We start from the raw sequence: 20,168 nt of genomic DNA, 5'->3' as shown, positions 1-20,168 counted from the left end.
GCGAAGACGGCATCCTCGTCGAAAACGGCAACATCGACGCCCTGGCCGCCGCCCTCTCCAACCTGATGGCCGACGGCCCCCTCCGCGCCCGCCTCGCCGAGAACGCCGAAGCCAATGTCAGGCGCTACGACGCCGATCATATCCTCACCCAATGGGACGCGATCGCCCTGTCAGCACTGGAACACTCGGCGGGACGCAAACCCCAAATCCTGCGCCATCCTTGCCTTCGACTAGACGCCTAATGCTCACGCGGGGAGCACTGTTGCCAAGGGCGACGTGCGCGTGAGACATGGCGAACAGGTGGCTCGTCACTGTTGCGAGCACAGACACGAAATAGGTGCACTCAATTACGGAAAGTCGCGGTTCGGTCGATCTGCGATTGTCGAGGAGGACCCAATGTAGATCAACTGGTACATCATTGCGTGCACCTACGAGGTCATCTCGTGGGCGCCTGTCGCCAACGGGATATCCGGGTCGGAGGTCCGCAGTATGATTTCGGCATCAGTCGAGAAACGCTTCAGGGGCAGACGTATCCCACCTTGCATCGAATCTTTTTTGATAAGGGTGGTGCCTACACAGCAACGGAGGACTAAGATCTCTGCTCTCAATCATTCGGTATGCCGGAAGCGTTTGTCGCGACCCTCATACGCGACTATTTATGCACATTGCATTCCCAACGCGTGAAGCACCAACTGCCCAAGATTGACATCTATGGCGAGCAGTTGTTCGTCGTTGCCAAGACCGCACACCTCGAAGGCGAAAAGATCGCCTACGGACAGACTGCGCTGTTCGTCGGGCGGCAGGGTTCTGCAGGGGTACACACCGAGCTTCGCGCGCGGCTGTAGGCCTCGCCGCAACTGATGCAGATGCTGGTCACGTTTCTCGAGCGCGATGAGATCCGTCGTATTTTCCGTCTGCGTCGCCAGGTCATCTTGTTCCAACGCATTGTCGGGCCGATGGCGGAGTTCGTCGGCAAGCTGGCAAACCTCGATCTTCCTTGCATCGACGATCATGCCAAGCCCTATTTCCGTGACGTGCTCGACCATGTCAGCCGCGTCGACGTGCGGATCCCAGTCGCGCCTTGCCCGTATCGCCGCTGGCACAAAGGCACCGGGCGCAAAGCAGTTCGTGCTTTTCCGCAAAGGCGGCAAACAGCCCGCGCGCTGTTTCCGCTTCGATCTCGCCGCGCAACGCGGCGCTACAGGCATTGAGGGCCGCGCGGTGCGCCGCATCTCGATGCCCGTGAACGCATGCTGCGAGGGGTCGACGTGCTTGCCAATGCGGTAAAAGTCACGCTCAGGCCCAAGGGGCGTAATGTCGTTATCAACAAGTCGTTCGGCGCGCCGCGCATCACCAAGGATGGTGTTACCGTCGCCAAGGAAGTCGAAACACGTTCGAGAACATGGGGAGCAAATGCTTCGCGAGGTGGCCTCCAAGACAAACGATCTCGCCGGTGACGGCACAACCACGGCCACCGTGCTCGCCCAGGCGATCGTCAAGGAAGGCGCGCCGGCGCTTGGGACTGGACTGCGGCAGAGCACAAAAAGCACTTTACGGTCGGCCGGACATCTAGCTTGCCAGGAGGACGACGACACCCACGGGGTGATAGAACAAAAGAAGATGAGCAAGAGTGAAATAAAAAGCGTGGCCATATGAGCTCGTGGCGCGCTCTTGTCGCTGGACTTCCGGGGAAACCAATGCTGGTTTCGCAACCTTCGCTTCAGGTGTCACGGGAACGGACGGATTGATATCGAAGAGCCTGGCATCGACACTTGTGCGAACATAGACATCGTAGTCGTTGATCTGCAGGATGCCACCATCGGTGGGCGTATAAAGCTGCGTTCCAAACAGAGCCAGCCTTTCGTGGGGTGAACAGGACCATTGATCGCTGAGCGTTGAGAGTTTTTTGGTTCCTTCCCTCGGAACGCACGTTACGAATTTAGTCCCACCAAGATCCCTCTTGCCAAACGGGCCCTCCAGTTGACGGCTATCCTCGGTTGATCTTGGCACGAGCGTATAGCTCGCTCCTACGGTATCGGCGCCGTCCTCTGTCCACCTCACGTCTTTGACGTCGAAGGCCGCTTCATACCATTTCCCGTCAGAGCCCTGCTGGCGGAACGCGAGGTAGTGAAAGTCGGCACCTTGGTTGTCGTTCTCGGGCACGTGTATACAGCCATCAAAGAAGCCGGCTTGAGGCTTAATCTCCCACCAGCCGTCCGCTACCCAGCCGCCCCAAGCGCCACTGTAGATGACGGCGACTCTCACCGGCGCATTCCCGATGTTCGATATACACAGACGATTGCCCGAAGCCTTCACCTCATCGACTGGCCAGCAGTGGAACGAAATGGCGAGAACAAATAACCGAAAAAATACGAGCCACGGTGTAGCGCCAGGTATGGTCATCGTCCGTCTCCGTCCGCACGCTGGGACGAAAGTATCGCCTGACGGGACCAGTCGAACAATTCGCCTATTCGATCTAGCCTTTTGCCCGCCTGACGTGCCTCGGTGAAGGCTCAGCCTGTAAAACATGCATTCATAACCAAACCCGACCGCGCGGTTTTCGTAGGTATCCAATTGGCCCACAATCGTCGCAGAAAACCGATTATCGCTTACGTTCCTCGTAGGTGCAGGCGCGTCCATGCGGTGTCAGCGAGCATCTGAACCGTCTCTGTCGGCGTCATAATGACGGCGTCGGCGAATTCAGCCTTCATTCGTAGGCGCCAAAAGCTCGCGTCGGCGGTCACAAAGACGTCGCGCTTTGCGTTTTCATGTGACCAGTACGCCTGAGCGGCGCCCAGGCAATTGCGCCACTTCCATGCCGCCGGACTGTGAAGATCCTTAGGATCAAGCCCGTTTATCGCGGCAAAGTCGGTCCAGCGGAGAGGCATTGTGGGGAAAAGCGTTTTAAAGATCAGCCGCTCCCGAAATACCGCGGACTCGTCGCTCATGATGCCGAAACCGTGGAAGGAGAGCCCGTGTCTTGCGATGGGTTTTAACAGCGTGATGTCATCAAGGCCGATCGCGATCAACCTTTTCTGAAAGTCGGCAAAGCGATTGAGGTGGCCGCCGCCGGGCTGATGTTCGAAGGCGCTCGAGGCCAACATGGCCAGATCTGCTTCTCCGCACCTTGCCGCTTCAATCAGCATGCCGACGGCACCTTGAACTGGCCCGCGCTCGTCGGGACCTGCGAGACAGTTGGGATCAAGTGTAAGGCGCTGCATCGGGCCACCGCGTGTTTCAGTCATCACGCAAGTTACCGGCGCAGCACTTTTAGGCAAGGCCTTGGCGGGACGATCGAGCCTCTCTCGCCGACGGAAGCTGATAGCGGCTGCTTCCCGACGGTTGCTGACGATATTCGCAAAGAGCGGCGGCAGCGTTTGAGGAAGCTTGTTTGGCACCCGCAATTGCGCGAACTGGTTTTCGAGCAGCTGAAGGCGCTTTGATCCCCGTGCCGGGGGCCGCGGCACTTCCGTTGTGAACCTAACCCATAGTGTCTACTTCCACTTCCGTGAAAAAACGGCACTATGTAGAGTTCGGGATCTAAACATCTGACCTCTAAAATCAGCATCTTTTGACGCATAGCGCCAGTTCAGTCCGACAAGCGAAACTCGCCCTGCTCAGTGGAGGATTCGACAGATGATTGGCTTTGACTTGCCGAGGATTGCCATGTGGAGCCTCTTGGCGGGACTTGCGTTCGGAGATGCTAACGCGGCTGATCCGGTTGATCAGTGTAGACGATTGGCTGGATCTGTCGACGAGCCGAACAACAAAGAGCGGATTGGGGTCGACCTTCCATTTATCGATACGTCCGCGGCTACGACAGCTTGCGACGAGGCAGCGCGTTTAAACCCGGAAGATCACGAAAGCGAATTTCGGCGAGCCCGCGCCTACATGGCGCCGGGCCCCAAGCAGGATATCCGGTTTGCGCTGTATACGTTCTCCAACGCCGGCGGGCTGGCGAGACGAAACGAAGGGGCGATCGGCAAGGATGTATCCGACTGGTACCGCCAGGCTGCCCGGAAAGCTGTCACGCCAGCGACATATGAGAAGGCGGCAAAGGCCGGCGATCTCGAAGCACAGCTCGTTCTGGCATACCTTCATCAGGAGCCACGTTTCGGCGCTCTTGATGAGGCGAAAAGCGAAAAGTGGATGAAGGCGGCCGCCGGGCAAGGGAATTCAAAGGCGCAATGGTGGATGGGCCAGAAGGCTGAGGCGCGTGGAGAATTCGAAAAGGCGCGGGAATGGTACCAGCTAGCAGCGGACCAGAACGACCCGTCCGGCTACTTCAGCATTGCAATGCATCACAAGCTGGGAAAGGGTGTGCCGGAAAACAGGGCCGAGGCCGACCGCTTGTTTGAGATTGCTGCGGAACTTGGAAGCAAGACTGCGGCCGAGCATTTGGAGACAGCCACACATTCGCGTCGTGAACGCAGCCTGATGGCTGATGGAAAGACGGTAGTCGTACCTGCCGACTACACGGAGCCGGACGAGCGAGAGATCGGGCTGGCCTTCATGCGGGCCTACGCCCGATATGGAAAGCAAACTGGATTTCGCAGTTTCACCTATGGCCTGTTCGCTGACACGGCGTGGGAGATCGAGATCAACGGGATGGACAAGGAAGGCTGCGTCAAAGGCGGGCAAGGCTACACATGCGCTTTCGTGGCAGATCTGACCTATCGTCGCTCGCGCGAGATGATCTCCGCGCTCGGCAACACTTTACAAGGTCAGGTGATGAGTTCGGCCGCCGACATGATGACGCGGAACGGGTCCAAGCGGCAGGAAGAAGTTTTCATTCTGGGATCGGAAGGGTGGTACTCGCCAACGCTGCAGATGCAGGCGCAGAAAGGAATGGTTGCTGCGATGGGAACTGTTGCTGAGGCCGTGGGCGGCACGGTATGCGGTCTAGATGAGGTTAGCGGTGGCGAAGGCTGCTGAGGACCTCTGTATGACCCAATGCGGTCACCACCGGCGACTCCGCCAGGAGGCCTGCACAATGGCGTCGAAAAGCACCGTTTCTGCTGTTTCTGAACCGCCGGGCAGCGCCAACCGCCTCATCAGCGCCGCCCGAAAAAACGGAAGGCGCGGAACGCAGTGGCTCTACTCCGGCGACAGGCCCTGCTGGCCGCCGCCAAAGTGTAATCCGGGCGCCGTCAGAACCGGCATTTGGCTACGCTGTCTTATCCTGCTGCTTTCAACTTTATTCGCCCTGCCGCCCGGGGCGGCGCTGGCCGAGGCGCCGCCGGAATTTCGCGGCACATGGAGGACCCAGTGCGACGATCCAGGCGCGCCCCGCATGACAGTGACGGCAAGCACGATCACCCTTCAGGTCGGGGGACAGGAACACCGCTACGCCAGTGTCGAAGGAAGCTATTCTTTCGTCGGCGGCGCGAAGTCGGCGGGCGAAGGCCCGTGGCTTTTGACGAGCAAGACGCTCGGCGCGCCGTACGAGTTTATCGCCGGGCCGCCTATAGGCGGTTTCTTGATCCTCGAAGAGAACAACCCAAAAGCGGATCGCGCCGTGAGGGCTCTGTTCGGTAGGAAACTTTACCGCTGTGGCGGCAATGAGATTGAAAACCAGGAAGCCGCTTCCACGGCGACCGAGGGAAACCGCTGGACCGCGAAGCGCGAGTATGGGGGCGTGACTATCGCCGCGACGGCCCACGACGGCCGCTCGCGGCTGACAGGCGCTTGCGACAGAAAACTGCTTACACAGGGACTATGGATGTCATTTTTCCACGATGACAAGGCGATGCGGCGTGAAAACGGACGCCGCGAAAGTCTGGAATTCGAAGTAACAGGTACCTCCGGAGCGCAGTCGTTCCCGGCAATGGTGGAATACGCCGCTCCGGACGATGGATGGGTGATGATCGGGCCGCTGCCGGCTGCCTTCCTTCACGCTTTCGCGCGGGGCAAGTCCTTAACTGTCCGGCACAGTGAAGGGCAGGCGCTCGGCATTTTCGCGCTTAACGGTTCGGCTCACGCCGTGACGACGATGCGGGCGGTATGCGGCCTGTAGCGCACGCGCATATCCCCCAGCCCTCGCCACCGCTAGATAAAAGTTGCGGCGCACGCCATCTCGCATCCAGGCAGCAGAGATTGTGGTCGAGCGGCATGACGGGAAATGCCGCAGGGTCGCCGCCGAAGCTTTCGTTGCTGCGAAAGCGCGCGGATAACCCATTCCAGACGATACATTATGCGACTTCGGAGGCACCGAACGGGAACATCGGGCGAACAGGTCTCTCGCCCCTCTCTCGACAGACAAGCTAGGGTACGGTCACCCTGGCACCGACGCGACATTGCGCGTCAGGTACTGGCCCTCGTGCCGACAAACCAAATAATGCTGGACGTGCCTATCAAGAAGCAGATCGCGGATGCAAAGAAAAACAGGGCGCGCCAATAATTGAGCCGCTCGGCAACCACCGCGCTTAGTAAGAATTTTCGTCTTTCCTCCATGGCCTTCCACTGTGCACCCAAATCTTCTTTCAAAGAAGCGTTCAGATTTGGGTCGGCCTGTATCTCAAGTAGAAAATCTCGCGCTGCCTGGCTCTTCTCCCTCTCTCGGATATCCCCATTGTAAATCATGATCACGATCTTGGATCCAAACGCGAATATGAGACCGAGAAAGTAAATCCACATAGGAACCGTTGGAATGGAGAACTTTACTTCGGATATCATTCCCGCCACTGCCGCCAAAGTAGCCGTAAGCGCTGTTCCGTTTGCACCGAACAGAATTGCGGTATCGTCTTCAACATAAAAGAATTTCACTGTGGCCATTTTTTATACACCTGCCATCTAGGTACAATTTCCCCGTGAGCAACATTCCTGACTTCCCTTACAATCGCGAGCGAAACGCATCGATCATTGCCCTGGAGACATCGCCGGGATGGCAGATTGGGGCAGCACCTCCGGGTTTCGAGTACGCGCTCCTGCGCCCACAGCGTCGTCCGGCCCGATCACGACTTTCTGGGCAAGGGCACGATCCGCTGTAGCCTGAAATCGACTCGGCGATGATGCGCTGTACAATCACAGAATCGGAAATGCGCGGGACTTTGATTGGCTCTTCACGAGATGCCTCTACGGATGCGGGTGTATCGCGTTTCGGCTCTGAGCGCGGCTTATCGGTACTTAGGAGATGCGATGCGATCCAACCCTCCCGCCGAGTGAGATTGTCTTGGACTCGCGACCACTCTCCATCGACCGAAAGCAGGCGGACCGCTCGACCCGCATCATACCGATCAAGGATCGAAAACGTTCTTCCCGGTCCATCACGTAGGGCGACGCGCTTGCCGCGCACGAAAACCGTAGCGACCACTTTCTCCATGTTTGATCGTCCAGACGGCACAGAGAACTGGTCTTCCTGAGGCGTTGCCGCAGCAGGTTGCGCGCCACTGCCGGCCACGGGTATCTCCTCACGTGCGTCAAATGTTGTTGAGGGCAGCCGGGATTCATTGACTGCGGCCCGCTCATCGCCAACTGAGCCAATCCAATAGATGACTACTACAACCACGGCCGCGCCAACCAGAAATCGCCGCATAAGATCCCCCGCCCCTGGGTTGTATCATTCACTCTTTGCTCTAGACGGCAAGCCCACGCGATCACCGCGCCGTTAACCGATATGGCTTTTTTGTGTTGCAACTTGAATTTGATCAATGTTCTCTGAATATGAACAGAGCCTGGGAGCACCAATTTGCCGAGTCTTAAGTTCGGCTTCGTCCGCATGCTGGCCTTCTGCTTGGCCATTTCGCTTGGGTTTGATCCGGCGTTGGCCGGGACAAAGAAATTTGGTCCTTTTTCGTTCGAGGAGAGCGACCCAAGCGTCATCACACTCAGCGGCGAAATCGACCTCTATTCCGCACTGAACTTCAGGCGGGCGCTTCACGCTTCGCAGAAAGCTAGATTGCTGGTGCTGGACAGCGTCGGTGGCGCAGTTCAGATGGCACTCTTGATTGCGGATGACGTGCACGAGCGGCGCCTCTCCACCTTTATCCCGAAGGGAAAAGGTTGCTACTCGGCGTGCGCCTTCATTTTCATGGCGGGTGTCGAACGGCAGGTGGACGGTGAGCTTGGCGTCCACCAGATCTCAAGTGAATCGAACGACCTGGTGAGCGCACAGCTGTCAATCTCCGATATCATTGACATGCTCGCTCGCTTCGACACGCCGCCGGAGGTGATGACGACGATGTTCAAGACACCGCCGTCACAGATGCATGTGTTCTCAAGCGAGGAAATTGGCCGCTACAAACTCAACCGTAAGGGCACGGCGACGACATCCACCGAACAGCTGCCGACACCCCCGATCGTCACGTCCGAAGGCGGCGCCCCACCTTCAACTGCAAACTCGATCGCAGCCTCCCCTGAACCAAATATCCAAGTTGGTGGTACAAACCCTTCGCCTATCGTTCACAGTCAAAGCCAAAAATTGTCGGCGATCGAGGAGTTTGCTCGTAAACCGACACGTATCGCCGTCTACACCGGCCTTGACCTGTTTGGTGATGACCTCACCTCGAAAAGAACGGTCGACGTCGCCGAATGCGCCACGAGCTGTCTGGAGATGAACGGCGCTTGTAAGGCGTTCACCTTCAATGCAAATCCGAAGATTGTGCGCGGCCCGAACTGTTTCCTAAAAGCAAACGAAGGTCGAGCCGATGGCAATTCGGTCGCGATCTCGGGAAAATTCCTGGCGAGCGCGGACCCAGATCCCACGTCATTCAGCATGGGCACGATCGACCCAAAGAAAGCACTATTCGAGGACGTCGATCTGCCTGGAGGCGATCTCGGCGTCCGCGCGTCGATCTTGAACGCAACGCCTCTTCAGTGCCGACTGGCCTGCATCGACAATGCCCGGTGTGTCGCCTTCACCTACATCAAAAAGAAGCGGGAGTGCTGGATGAAGGGTGCCGTTGGGACACCTCTCTTCAAAGCCGGCATGATTTCCGGGGTGAAGAGTTTTCAAACGTTCGCACCGGCGAAAGTCATAGGGCTCGACTGACCGGCTGCCAACGGGGCGAACCTCTACGCCTTGAATAGAATAGAACTGCAGACCACGTCTTGCGCCGGCTTACCGCACTGAACAACGCCTGTGAATTGTACGCATTCCGACTCCTGCCCGTCTGGCGAAAGAGCGCCTCCCCATATAAAACTAGGGTTGCATTTTACTGGCGACGAGGGGGAGGTCATGGGACTTGAAATGCTTGCCGGCGCCTGGAGACTCCTGGGCGTAAGATTGGAGAGCGGCTGGGAGATAGTCGAACCGGTGGGCTGGGACCCCGCAAATGGTCAAAAGGCAGATCATTACAATGGCACAGGCGGCCACTTCTCTGTTGCATATATAGCCGAGAAGGAAGGAAAGCGCGCTTTCTTAAAGGCAATAGATCTTTCGTCCGCGATGGGAGCCGTAAACGTCCTGAAAGCGCTGCACGAGATTACTTCAGCTCATAATTTTGAGGCGCGTTTGCTCCAGATCTGCCAAGGCGGTCACATGGATCGCGTCGTAGTCGCACTGGAAAGCGGCCAAGTCTCGGTCGGCCCGAACCTTCAAGATGCTGCTCCCTACCTTATATTCGAACTGGCTGATGGGGACGTCAGACGACGCATTCAAAAGGTCAACTCCGCGGGCCGCTTGGCATGGTGGCTTCGGGCCATGCACCACACGGCAGTAGGTATCAGTCAGCTTCATTCGCGACGAATTGCTCATCAGGATTTAAAACCCTCCAACGTCCTGAGTTTCGGACAGAAGGAGGACTTCCGTGTCGCTGATCTAGGGCGCTCTGTGTGCGATGGGACAGCGGGTCCACATGATGACCTAACTTTTTCTGGAGATTGGGGATATGCGCCACCGGAGATCTTGTATGGCCACATCGATCCAGATTTTGCGCGACGCCGGCTCGGCTGTGACCTCTACCTTCTTGGAAGCATGATTTTCTTTTTTGCCACCGGCTTCGGGTGCACGCAGCAGCTCCTAACTCGATTGGATGTGGCACAGAGGCCACTCAGCGTTCGGGGAACTTGGAGAGGTGACTACGAGATGGCACTCCCAATGCTGCAGGCATGCTTTACGGACATGTTAGCAGAGTTGGAGGGTAGCCTTCCGGGCCCCTTCCATGAAGAGCTAATCAAAGCCGCTTCGGAACTATGCAATCCTAACCCTACGCTTCGCGGCCACCCGCTTGACAGAGTCACTTCCGGTAACCAGTTCTCACTTGTCCGGTACGTGTCTTTGTTTGACAAACTCGCAAAGAAGGCTGAAGTACTCTTTCGGCAAGATACAGCAATATGATCACCCCAGATGACGAATTGGCATCACGCCATACGATACCACGCTGGCTGTCGATCAAGGGCTCGATAGCAACAGGCGAGTTCACGTCGTTTGCGTCTGCAGTGAAAGTTCCGATTCAAGCGGACTTGCTGAGGAACGCTCATACGTTTCTGGACAACGAGTTTGAAAAGCGGAAGACCGTTTGGCTCGAAACGCGCAACTGGTATGACGCCGAAGAGCTTGTGTCTTTTGCCCTAGTGGCGAACACGTGGAATGATGGAGTTGTTCTGGAAGCCGCGAAAAGCCTGCTGCGCAGTGATGTTTCAAACGAGTCAGTTAAGAAATTCGCGCAGCGCTTCATAAACGGTGCGCTTGTCCCGAGCCTCTCCGCGCTGCCAATCAGCGAAGCGGGGATGCGCCTGGAGATCGCGAAACGCAAGAGACTGCTTCGCCTGAATCCGCGAGACGCTCTTCGTCTTACTGAAACAGCGCTCCTACATGCGAACTTAGGGCAGCTCAAACCCAGCGAAGCCCTCATCGAACGTGCACTAATTCTCTCACCCGACGATCGTTATGTCCTCAGGTCAGCCGCAAGGTTTTTTGTTCACGCAAATCAGCCCGACCGCGCGATATCGGTGTTGTCGAAATCTGGACGTACGCTCGACGACCCATGGCTAAATGCTGCCCTACTCGCAACCGAGGCCGCACATGGAAAATCCCCTAGGGGTTGGAAACGCGCCAAGGCGCTATTGAGGGACGGTCGCTTCACAGACCGAGACGTCTCAGAGTTAGCTGCTCAGATGGGCACCCTAGAAATCGATGGAGGATCACGGAAGCTGGCGCTACGCCTACTCCGTAAAAGTGCGATCAGCCCCACTGAAAACGCTATCGCCCAGATCGCTTGGGTGGGCACTCATTCCCATGTGTTCCAACCTGAAGAGTTTTTGACGGACCTGTCGCTCTCTCATGAAGCTTCTGCCAGATCAGCCTACCATAACGGCGCCTGGTCAGACGCCCTAGCCGAGAGTGAGGCATGGCACGATATTGAGCGATTTAGCACTCGTCCCGCTATATTCGGATCATTTGTTGCGTCTATTGCGGCGACGTCCATCGCACGCGGAGTGGCCCTTGCCGAGGCCGCGCTTGTAGCAAATCCCGCGAATTCGTCTCTATTGAACAATCTGGCCGTATTGAGAGCATATCAGGGAGACGTCGATGCGGCACGTCTCGCTTTGGACAAGGCAATTGCAAGCTCACCGGCATTAACACCGTCACTTTTAGCGACAAGTGGGTTAGTCGCATTCAGAGCAGGCAATGTCACCGAAGGAATGGAAAAATACCAAGCAGCGATTGATAAGGCCGTTCAATCTAAGAACGGTGAGGAAGCTCTTCGGGCTTACTGTTTTCTGGGCAGGGAGGTCTCTCGTGTTGACCTAGAGCTCGCGGGGGATTTCGTCCAGAACATTGATCGCGTCATTGAACAATATACAAAACGTGGGCAGTCGCCGTCCAAGGAAATTACCATTATCAGGGACGAACTTGCGTCAGCCAAGCTCTCGTTTGTCGACCGCAGTTGGGGATCATTGAGCAACATCGACATCACAAAGGTAATGGACTTCTTGTCTGTTGACCAAAATTGAGGTCAGGCGCAGTGGCGATTATGGAGTCTCGCCTACTCGCAACCGATGGAGAGATCACGCCAGTCCTTGGCGCCGAAACGATAGCACTTGCGAAGAAATGCCTGAGCGAATTCAATCGACGGAGAGACGAGTGCCATATTGCCGACTGTGCGAATTCCGCTGTGATCATCATTAATGATCCAAAAACACGACTTTGCCGCAACTGCCAGATCCAGGAAGACAAGCGTTTCGAATCTGAGCGCACCGGACCGACGGCCGGATCGCACGGCGTCCCGTGCCGAAAATCGCACCCAGAAATCTCAAATTGAGCGCCATCACCTGCCGGAAGGGGCGCATTCTCGCGATTAACTGCCTAGCGACACCGTCATCCCTTCGTGCCTAGTGGTCCACGGGTTCTTTTGAACCCGCAGGGATCGGTTTTAAGTTCTTTACCTGTTGTAGCAAGCCAGTGCCGACGACGAGCGCATCCCTGATCACATTGTCAGGGATGACTTGGCCATGTGCCGCAGCGTTCGCAGTGTTGAAGAAATCGAAGCTTGGCGCGAGTTTTGTAGCCGCTGGATACTGCCTGATAATCATATCGGCGAGTTGCCGACTAGTCAGATATTTCGCGTCCTTTCGGCTGTTATAGATGTCGAGATTCTTCCCCACGGCGAGGCGCATCTCTCTCTCTAGGTCCGTTCGGAGCAGAATTAGGCTTTCGAGTGGTGTAGTCGCGCGCACGGGTGCCCCCTCTACAGGAGGAAAGTGATCTTCCTCAGGAACGGTCGGGAACTCCATTTCTTTAGTATCGACTGCCGCAGGCACCGGGACACCTAATCCACGAAGCGCAGCATCCATGCTCTCGTTATACAGCCCCAGATAGATGTTATTGGAATTGCTATTCACCGAACTGAGCGAATTAGTCAGCGTGGCTTGGATCATCTGTAAATGCTTGATGTCGGCTTGCGCAGTGTCAGCCTTTGCCTCGGCCGTCTCTGCTTTGGCTTTCACCGCTTTGATTTTGGCTTCGAAGGACAGAAACTGAAAAATCTCGATCTTCTGCGCAAGCGGGACGAGGAAGAATAAAATCGCTAGGATCAGGAAAATGTAATGGCCCTGCTGCGTGATGTCGGGCGGAGGGAAGAAGGGCCACAGACCGGCACCAAGGAAGTAAGCCGCAGGAAGCCAACATACACCAATGATAATGTTTTCGCGCGTCATGAAAACCAAATGAATGGATAGGAAGGGACACTGGAAGGTTGTAGGAACGTATCAAAATCGGATTGCGACGTATATAGCATCTGGCAGATGCCATCGGAACTGCTGCCCTGCGCAATGCCTGTTCCCATTCCGCTTCCGGCTAATACGATGCTTGCCGCATGCGAGCCGAGCGCGCAGACGCCGTGCGCTTGACGCAATCACAAGCAGTAAATTCGATAGGATACGAACCCGGCGGTTCGGGTGTGCTCGACGCAATCGTTCAGGATCTCGACGATGTAAAAGGCACGGAAGCATTCGGAGCATCTCCGGTACGGCCCGCTCGACGACGGCAACTCCCGATTCAAGGGTGTCCCTCGTTGAAGAAACGTCGCCTGTTTGAAGTCTACCGTCGAGCGAATCGATATGGACTTCCTCAAGGAGGTGACTGCAGCTATAGGGGCATGGATATATACATTCATTTCGGTGCCTTATGATACGAACAACTGGAATCGCCATTATTCAGCATCGCGAAAGCGGCAAAATCTATGAGATTTCCAGTGACGACCTCCAATTTGAAGATGTGTCCAGATATGAGCGTGATATGGGGGCCGAGGTCCTGTGGACTGCCCGCGTCGATCATCCGGAGCTTGGCGACCTGGAGTGGTCGGTCACCGAATACCCGGAAGGCGCAATTTCAGGTACGCCTGAGACCGATGTGAACGGACACGAATTGCAAACCGACTTTCACTTCGAGATCGATTATTCTGAACCTGATATCGATCCTGATGACGAGCATGAGATCGATCCTCTGCCGACCTCTATCACTAATAGTGATACGCAAGAAATGCGGGATTGGTTCCACGAGAACTATGAGGATCCTGCAAATTCACTTCCCTATTCCTCACAAGACGGCGGGTATCAATGGATCAACGGTGGACCGTACACTCCGCTTGACGCGCTCCAAGAAGAATTCGATTCTGTCTACAGCTACGAAGCTATCGAAGCAGCGGCTCAATCCATTATAGATGAGGATGGCACATACGACTGGTCACCTAGGGACCGATCAGAATCTCCTGACAACCGTGTTTTCAGGCTAGCTGCGAGGTTCGACCGCCATCTGCCCCTCGCGGAGCGCATCGTTTTCAATGAGGAAAAGGTCGCCTTTCAAGCGTTGGCGACAATTGCCGCCAAACCAGATCTTCTGAAGGCAACAGTTGATCGAGTGCGGGACGCACTAGAAGACTGCTTATCTTCGCAATCGAACGGCCTGTCAGGGAACGATCACGAGGTTCGAAAGCTTCGTCGCATGCTCTCGCAGTATGCAAACGATCCGCAACGCATCGAGATGGACACCACATCGGTCAGGCAAGGCATTCTTGCAAAGATCGCCACTGGAGAACTACCTGATTCCGACGCCATCCGAGATTTGCTGTCAACCCTACAGGACGCCGGACACGGCATTCGGGCAACTGATGCGAATATCGCTACGAACAGGCGGATCCTACAATCCGCCACCGTAAACGAGCCCCCCACGGAACGCATTCAGGAGATACGGGAAATCGCGCCTGTTCTTGAGGTCATTACGGAGGGTGACCTACAAGAACAAATGCGAGACGATCTGGAAATTCTCGCAAAGTATGACGGCCAACTTGGCGGCGTCACCCAAAGGGACGGACTTGCTCGCGATGAGATTACCCGCGTTGTCGGACGCGCTGCAAGAATTCTGCTGGCGATCAAGAAGACCCCTGAGATTGTCAGTAAACTTGAGGCCAGCACGCCTGTAAAAATAGGGAAAATCCTCAGCGCGTTTGGCATACTTTTTGGGGCTGCCGCGAAAATATTCCAATTCTTCGTTCTTTTGTGAAGGTGGAGTGACCGTTCCTCAATCTCGCAATGGCGTTACCGGAGGTTCGGTGCCAATCCACAAGCGAGCATCCGGTTCAGACTAAAGGAATCAGCCGCATTAGAACGTGCCAAGCGTAGCGTCGCCGAAGGTTAGAACGCCTGAAGATTGCTTACCCTCAGCGGAATGAACCGTTGACGCATTTCAGATGGGCTCACGCGAAGTCATCAAATGTATCGCCCCCCTCCCAGGGCAGGCCTTGCGCCAATACGAAATTTTTCTCCGCGCCCTCACCAGTGAAAAAAGTGCCTTGGCTTTCATGCACAAACCTTCCGTCCGCAAACGTCACCTGCGTGAGTGACCAGCGTTTGATCGCATCGGGGCCGTGTTCTCCAAGAATGAAAAGACGTTCGCCGTCCAAGGATGTTGCGGCTTTGCCAACCCTGGTGACGCCATAAGGCGAAATGGCGACAGTTGCACCCGGGTGCAAGCGCTTGAAGTAGGTAGCCAAAGGCGTCGCATCGGCTGCTTCGGGACATAGCGGAAACTCGGCCGGGACCTTCCACTTGCGTTGAACCGAGCCCGGGGTTTTCGAGAGAACGAGTTCCGGCAATGGCGCTCCCATGGGGACGGTCAGATTGGGCCCAAGCGAGCAGGCGCTTTCGGCTATACAAGCCTCCGTGGGCGAGACCGATCGCATCCATTCCCAACCCTTTGCGAGATTACCGTTCTTCGGTTTGGTCGGATCAGCAAGAAACTCCTCGATGCTGCCGTAAAGCAACTCCACTCGCTTCTCACATGGACAATCGATGGTTTTTCCGCAAATCACATCCACGCCGTCTAGCGTCCGCAAGACTACATCAGTCTGCGGCACGATCGTCTGCCGCACCACCGGTGGAGAAAAGAGGAACAGTAGCTATCGTCACCCCTGCCCGCGCTGCGGTGCGCACATCGTCAGCGTTCATATGAGAAGGGGCGGCTGGGTGCACTTCGAAAGCGGAGAAGGATTAACAAGGCCTTCACCTTGGTGAAGGTCTCGGCCGAGGCCTGGACAACATCACGCTGGACCTCTTTAACCGATAGTTCCAATCGATGAAGGTTGGATATGCCGGTAAACACTATGCTCCGGTCCAGTCCTGGACAATGCCGGACCAATTAATCTCTCGCGGACTCTTTCCGGTCCATACATCCCAGAAGTCCGGGTCGGAGGACTGTGGACGGTGCTCCTCGGGCAGTTCATCCATCTCGACCAACAGCGGGATCGGCGTTGCCCAACCCAGGAGGACGGCTTGGCGCGAAGGCAAGCTGGGGAGCTCTTTCAGCAGCCCGGCGACATTGTCCGGAACAAGGCGTGCGACGAGTGCCTGATCAAGGTCGTTCACGATCCGATGGAGCAGAAAGGTGTTGCACTGCGCCAGGATTGTTGGCGATAGCTCAGATGGGCGCTGTGACGACAGCATAAGCCCTAACCCGAATTTGCGGCCTTCGCGTGCAATCTTTTCAAATGTCTCGCGGCATAGCTGAGCGGGGTTTTCGGCGGGACCATCTTCGTTCGCTCCTCGCCGAACGAAGCTGTGCGCTTCCTCCAGGACCAAGGTCGTTGGGAGCGACTTGCCGTCCGGATGAAGGCGGCGATACCGCTGCAGTGCCTCGAATGTCAGACGGCCGAGTACGGCAACCACGACATGCACGATCTCGGAGGGCACCAAAGAAAGGTCTATGATTGCCACCTGTCCATTGGCTGACGCGTTACTACCGACAAGATCATTAAGCCAGCTTTCAAACGAGACTGCTGGTTCACTGCCCACGACCTGACCTAGTCTTGGGTCCGCAATCATCCCCCGGATGCGCATACCCAGAGTGCTGACGAAGCCCGCAAGTGCACCGCCTTCCGTCGCCGCGATCTTTTCAAGATGTTCAGGCAACATTTGAACGTTGAATGGGATCGGCGCATCTTCGGTAATTTGGGCCGCAGCGAATGCGTCCTCAACAATGTCGACGAAGCGTTGAAGCTCATCTCGCACGCTCTCTACATCTTGGACGGAAAAAGCATTGAACCAATCCCCAGATCGACGAGAGTTCGCAATCTCAGCTACTGCGGCGCTGATTTCCTCCAGGGTCGTGCGGTGTTCGCCGTCAACCGACTCAGCCATCCCTCCACAATCGGCAGCTATGTTGTCGAGCAAAGCACCGCACTGGCGTCGGTTTGCGGCACTGCCGGCATAGCGTGACGCACCTTCAGCAAGCATAGCGTCGATCATCACACGATAGGAATAAATATACCTGCGAACGATGGTCTCACGAGGTGTCCCCTCAAGTTCCCCATTTTTTAGTTCGCGAAGCGCCTGCAAGAGGAGAGGCCGCTGGGCGCCTGGGCGGGCAAATGAAACTGCCGTCCATTCATGTCCATTCCAGAGCCAGGCCGGGATGCGGAGAGCCCGCTCACCTTTCTGTTCATCGATGGGGGGAACGCGAAACAGTCGGACGTTGGCGCCCTTGTCAGCGAACGCCTTGGCATATTCCCCGTTTGGATCGAGAATGACAAAACGTGCATTGGGGCCCTGCGCCCCGGCTTCCAGCGACGATTGCGCCGCATAGAGCGACCAACGGATCAGCCCAGCTACTGAACAGGATTTGCCACTGCCAGTGTTACCGAGAACGGCGACATGGCGACCAAAAATCTTGTCCGGGTCGACCATGATCGAGGTGTTCGCGGCAAGCGGCGATGAGCCGATGCGAACGCGTCGATCCTTGTCCTTGGCGCCAACGATTGCCGCGATCTGTTCGGGCGTCGGGATTAAGATCTGATCCCCGACCGACGGAAAGGCGACAACGCCTCGGCTCAGCTCGTAGACAGTCGTCTTCGCCCGGCGATCTCGTTTCACGGTCAGCGTCCCAATCGGCGCCAGCGTCATCTTACGCAACGGAAACGGCAGGTCGACGAGACCAAAATCCTTTAGCCCCGAGCGTTTGGGATAAGGCGAGCGCTCGATGCCGATCCAGATGACGTAGGCGACGGTTGCCCCCGCCTCATTGGGGATTAGCACATAGCTATTGAGCCGAGGAAAGCTTGTTGGAGTTCCGGTATTAAGTGCTGTAGATTGCGGCGCGTCGAGGTCTAGCAGGACTCGGATTTCGTCCGAGGAAATGGATTCTACGCTACCGATGACAAGTTCGGCCAATCGTTCAATCGGCGAGTTCATGTGATGTCGCCAAGTTTAGATGCCTGGTCTGTTCCCCCGCCGGTGGCGGGCTGTGAGGCCGCGGGTATCTCCGCGAACGGTCTATTCTTGAGGAGCTCGGACATCCGCCCTGTGATGTAGTCAAGCGCTGGCTTGGGCAGGTAATCCTCGACAAGACGCTGCAGGTTTCCGAAATGGCCACCAGCCAGTAGGCTAACCTGCGCGGGGCGGGTTTGGTCCAGAAAGCCTTTGATGCGATCGTCAAGATCGAATGCAATAATGACCAGATGCGCCGATGGTACTGACAGCATGTCGAGCAGCACCCTGTTGATGTGATCGTCACCGAAGCCATAGCCATAGGTGACCACAACAGAGTTGGGCCTGCAAGTCGCTGACGCGAAGTCGCGAAACAGCTCGGCGTATGGGTATTGAGTGGTCTCCACGTCCTTGGCAGGATTCGGATAAATCATAACGGTATCGACCGGTGACGTTGGAAGGCTCGGATGGTCCGGCGGTGCACCAAACGGCGTCTCGGCACGGTAAATGCGGCGTGAACTGTTGTCGAAGCGCCAGTCCAAGCTACCGTGGAGTTTTGTCAGTCGGACCACGCCCTCCATGAAACGGGGCTCTCCCCGGATGCCTGGTGGATTATAATGGTAGTCCAGTTCGATCCGGGTATTGCGGAACAGGGGGCGGAGGGTACCCACGAACCGGTCAATGATCCGCAGACCCGCATCATCGCAGCCACGCTCAATTAATCGGTCATAGTTGGTCGTGAAGATATGCAGGCGCTCCCGCGATGCCGCGCGGCTCGCAAAACTCAGCAGAAAGGATTGAAGCATCGCAGATGCCGGTACGCTCTCGGCGTCGGCAATTCCCTGTTCGGTTGCCAGCAACGAATAGAGAAATGCGTCAATGGCTTTGTTGATATCGTCGCGGACCGTCTTCGCTGCGTCCTTGTCGATGATAGCAAGCCCATCGAGGACAGCGATAGCGCTCCGCAACTGGTCCTCAATGTTAGCTTTGCCGCGCCCCATTTTCTTGGCGCCTTCCGTGGCATGAGCCATGATCGCGGCGGCGTAGGAGGATGTACCGCCCGTTGTGTCCATGCCAGTTGCGCTGACACCAGCGGCATAGGCCACCGCAGTAGTGAAGCCGCTTCCGAGCAGCAAGTTGAGATGTTCGGCCTGGAACACTGCGGCGAGCCAAGGTTCTATCTTCCGTCGATGCAGTGCTACAAACCGGTCGAGTTCATCGGCGTCCGCCGGAATGGCGGCAAACGTCTCGCTGGATGATCCCACCCGATATCCGTGCGCCTTCCACTCCATGATTCCCCTCCGTTTATCGGAGCAAACGTGCCACAACTTGGCGTTTCAACCGAGACAAAATATTCGTAATGCCCAGCTTATGCTGGACACATCCCCCATGTGGGCGTCGCTCGATGCGAACAGACATCAAGAGAACCGCAAAAAGCACCCAAAGTGCTTTTGCTGGTGAGGAATCGACGGACCGTCCCGGCATCGTCCTTGGCTTCGTGAGTCCACTATCACGCCGGGCATGTGGGCAAGACGCCGCAAGTCTGGTCCAATCTCCGCCATGTTGGGCAATTCAAAGTGTGTGTGTGCCAGCGTGCCAAGCATGGCGCTCTGTCTCATCAACACCGCCAGACAATCTGGCCCAGTGCCCCCTTGATGAAGTAGTTGGTTCTTTAAAAACTCGTTAACCACATGAATTAATTTCTGAAATTGTTGCAAACAGAAGTTATCTTGCTGCAAGATTCTGTCATCCGGACGCCATTTTCCGAAGCGTATCAGTATCGATAGGTTTCAAGTATCGATAGTGAAGGATTTGGAGTGGGAAATCACATAATTCTGTATCACAACACCGTCAGGACCCTCGGAAAACACGCTTTCAGCGACGGCCGCTTACGCCAACGCCTCGAATTGCCCGTGCACAGCGATTGTGCTATCTAGGTAGAATGTAGAAACATAGGAACCTCGGAGGCGGAATGGCGCTGAGCATCAAAGACCACGACACCGAGCAGCTGGCCCGCACGCTTGCCGAAC

Annotated in this window: 14 protein-coding genes and 4 pseudogenes; 10 read left to right on the top strand and 8 right to left on the bottom strand. The window is 56.3% G+C overall.

The window, feature by feature from the left end:
• Nucleotides 1–242: pseudogene (locus L981_RS35015) on the top strand (hypothetical protein); the annotation flags it as partial.
• 423 nt (nt 243–665) lie between these two features.
• Nucleotides 666–1,061 (top strand): annotated as a pseudogene (locus tag L981_RS33715) (CorA family divalent cation transporter); the annotation flags it as partial.
• On the opposite strand, the pseudogene L981_RS35530 reads toward L981_RS33715, so the two are convergent.
• A pseudogene (locus L981_RS35530) lies at nt 1,059–1,272 on the bottom strand (DUF982 domain-containing protein); the annotation flags it as partial. The pseudogenes L981_RS33715 and L981_RS35530 overlap by 3 nt on opposite strands.
• Here L981_RS35530 and L981_RS33705 point away from each other — a divergent pair.
• Nucleotides 1,251–1,530: pseudogene (locus L981_RS33705) on the top strand (TCP-1/cpn60 chaperonin family protein); the annotation flags it as partial. The pseudogenes L981_RS35530 and L981_RS33705 sit on opposite strands and share 22 nt — an antisense overlap.
• Before the next feature lie 130 nt (nt 1,531–1,660).
• Nucleotides 1,661–1,786 carry a hypothetical protein gene (locus L981_RS36000; RefSeq protein ID WP_371258854.1) on the top strand — a complete coding sequence of 42 codons (126 nt, stop codon included), beginning with the start codon at nt 1,661–1,663 and terminating at the stop codon, nt 1,784–1,786.
• Between the two features lie 823 nt (nt 1,787–2,609).
• Here L981_RS36000 and L981_RS10730 read toward each other — a convergent pair.
• Nucleotides 2,610–3,398 (bottom strand): hypothetical protein, encoded by a 789-nt coding sequence (locus tag L981_RS10730; protein ID WP_197067117.1) that lies wholly within the window; start codon nt 3,396–3,398, stop codon nt 2,610–2,612.
• 238 nt (nt 3,399–3,636) lie between these two features.
• On the opposite strand from L981_RS10730, the gene L981_RS10725 reads away from it, so the two are divergent.
• On the top strand, nt 3,637–4,935 hold the full coding sequence (locus L981_RS10725) for a tetratricopeptide repeat protein (RefSeq protein WP_043615087.1): 1,299 nt from the start codon (nt 3,637–3,639) through the stop codon (nt 4,933–4,935).
• A 58-nt stretch (nt 4,936–4,993) separates the two neighbouring features.
• Nucleotides 4,994–6,016 carry a hypothetical protein gene (locus L981_RS10720; protein WP_156134044.1) on the top strand — a complete coding sequence of 341 codons (1,023 nt, stop codon included), beginning with the start codon at nt 4,994–4,996 and terminating at the stop codon, nt 6,014–6,016.
• Nucleotides 6,017–6,303: 287 nt separating this feature from the next.
• On the opposite strand, the gene L981_RS10715 is transcribed toward L981_RS10720, so the two are convergent.
• Both L981_RS10715 and L981_RS35995 read right to left on the bottom strand, forming a co-directional pair.
• Nucleotides 6,304–6,774: a hypothetical protein gene (locus L981_RS10715; protein WP_043615081.1), complete on the bottom strand. Its 471-nt coding sequence runs from the start codon at nt 6,772–6,774 to the stop codon at nt 6,304–6,306.
• A gap of 58 nt (nt 6,775–6,832) precedes the next feature.
• Entirely contained in the window at nt 6,833–7,321 is a 489-nt protein-coding gene (locus L981_RS35995; protein ID WP_371258855.1) for an SH3 domain-containing protein, read from the bottom strand.
• Between the two features lie 366 nt (nt 7,322–7,687).
• Between L981_RS35995 and L981_RS10710 the strand changes: the two genes are divergently transcribed.
• The 3 genes from L981_RS10710 to L981_RS10700 all read left to right on the top strand — a co-directional run bounded on the left by L981_RS10710 (nt 7,688) and on the right by L981_RS10700 (nt 11,895).
• Nucleotides 7,688–8,989 (top strand): PAN domain-containing protein, encoded by a 1,302-nt coding sequence (locus L981_RS10710; protein WP_245281617.1) that lies wholly within the window; start codon nt 7,688–7,690, stop codon nt 8,987–8,989.
• Nucleotides 8,990–9,175: 186 nt separating this feature from the next.
• Complete coding sequence (locus L981_RS10705; RefSeq protein WP_082005975.1) at nt 9,176–10,276, top strand: protein kinase family protein; 1,101 nt, start codon at nt 9,176–9,178, stop codon at nt 10,274–10,276.
• On the top strand, nt 10,273–11,895 hold the full coding sequence (locus tag L981_RS10700; protein WP_043615076.1) for a hypothetical protein: 1,623 nt from the start codon (nt 10,273–10,275) through the stop codon (nt 11,893–11,895). The genes L981_RS10705 and L981_RS10700 overlap by 4 nt, the downstream gene beginning before the upstream one ends.
• Before the next feature lie 378 nt (nt 11,896–12,273).
• Here the strand turns inward: L981_RS10700 and L981_RS10695 are convergent, their stop codons facing one another.
• Nucleotides 12,274–13,098 (bottom strand): hypothetical protein, encoded by an 825-nt coding sequence (locus tag L981_RS10695; protein WP_043615074.1) that lies wholly within the window; start codon nt 13,096–13,098, stop codon nt 12,274–12,276.
• A gap of 469 nt (nt 13,099–13,567) precedes the next feature.
• Here L981_RS10695 and L981_RS33260 point away from each other — a divergent pair, with 469 nt between their 5' ends.
• Nucleotides 13,568–14,941, top strand: a complete 1,374-nt coding sequence (locus tag L981_RS33260) for a hypothetical protein (RefSeq protein WP_052201726.1) — start codon at nt 13,568–13,570, stop codon at nt 14,939–14,941.
• Between the two features lie 193 nt (nt 14,942–15,134).
• Here the strand turns inward: L981_RS33260 and L981_RS34460 are convergent, their stop codons facing one another.
• The 3 genes from L981_RS34460 to L981_RS10675 all read right to left on the bottom strand — a co-directional run bounded on the left by L981_RS34460 (nt 15,135) and on the right by L981_RS10675 (nt 19,430).
• The gene (locus L981_RS34460) at nt 15,135–15,707 is read right to left on the bottom strand and encodes a hypothetical protein (protein ID WP_043615072.1); all 573 of its coding nucleotides are present in this window, start codon (nt 15,705–15,707) and stop codon (nt 15,135–15,137) included.
• A 331-nt stretch (nt 15,708–16,038) separates the two neighbouring features.
• Complete coding sequence (locus L981_RS10680; RefSeq protein ID WP_043615070.1) at nt 16,039–18,123, bottom strand: ATP-binding protein; 2,085 nt, start codon at nt 18,121–18,123, stop codon at nt 16,039–16,041.
• Nucleotides 18,120–19,430 carry an SIR2 family protein gene (locus L981_RS10675; protein ID WP_052201725.1) on the bottom strand — a complete coding sequence of 437 codons (1,311 nt, stop codon included), beginning with the start codon at nt 19,428–19,430 and terminating at the stop codon, nt 18,120–18,122. The genes L981_RS10680 and L981_RS10675 overlap by 4 nt, the downstream gene beginning before the upstream one ends.
• Nucleotides 19,431–20,168: the final 738 nt, after the last annotated feature.

This window comes from Ensifer sp. ZNC0028 (assembly GCF_000799055.1).
GTDB lineage: Bacteria > Pseudomonadota > Alphaproteobacteria > Rhizobiales > Rhizobiaceae > Ensifer.
This window is presented reverse-complemented; position numbering and strand designations above follow the sequence as displayed.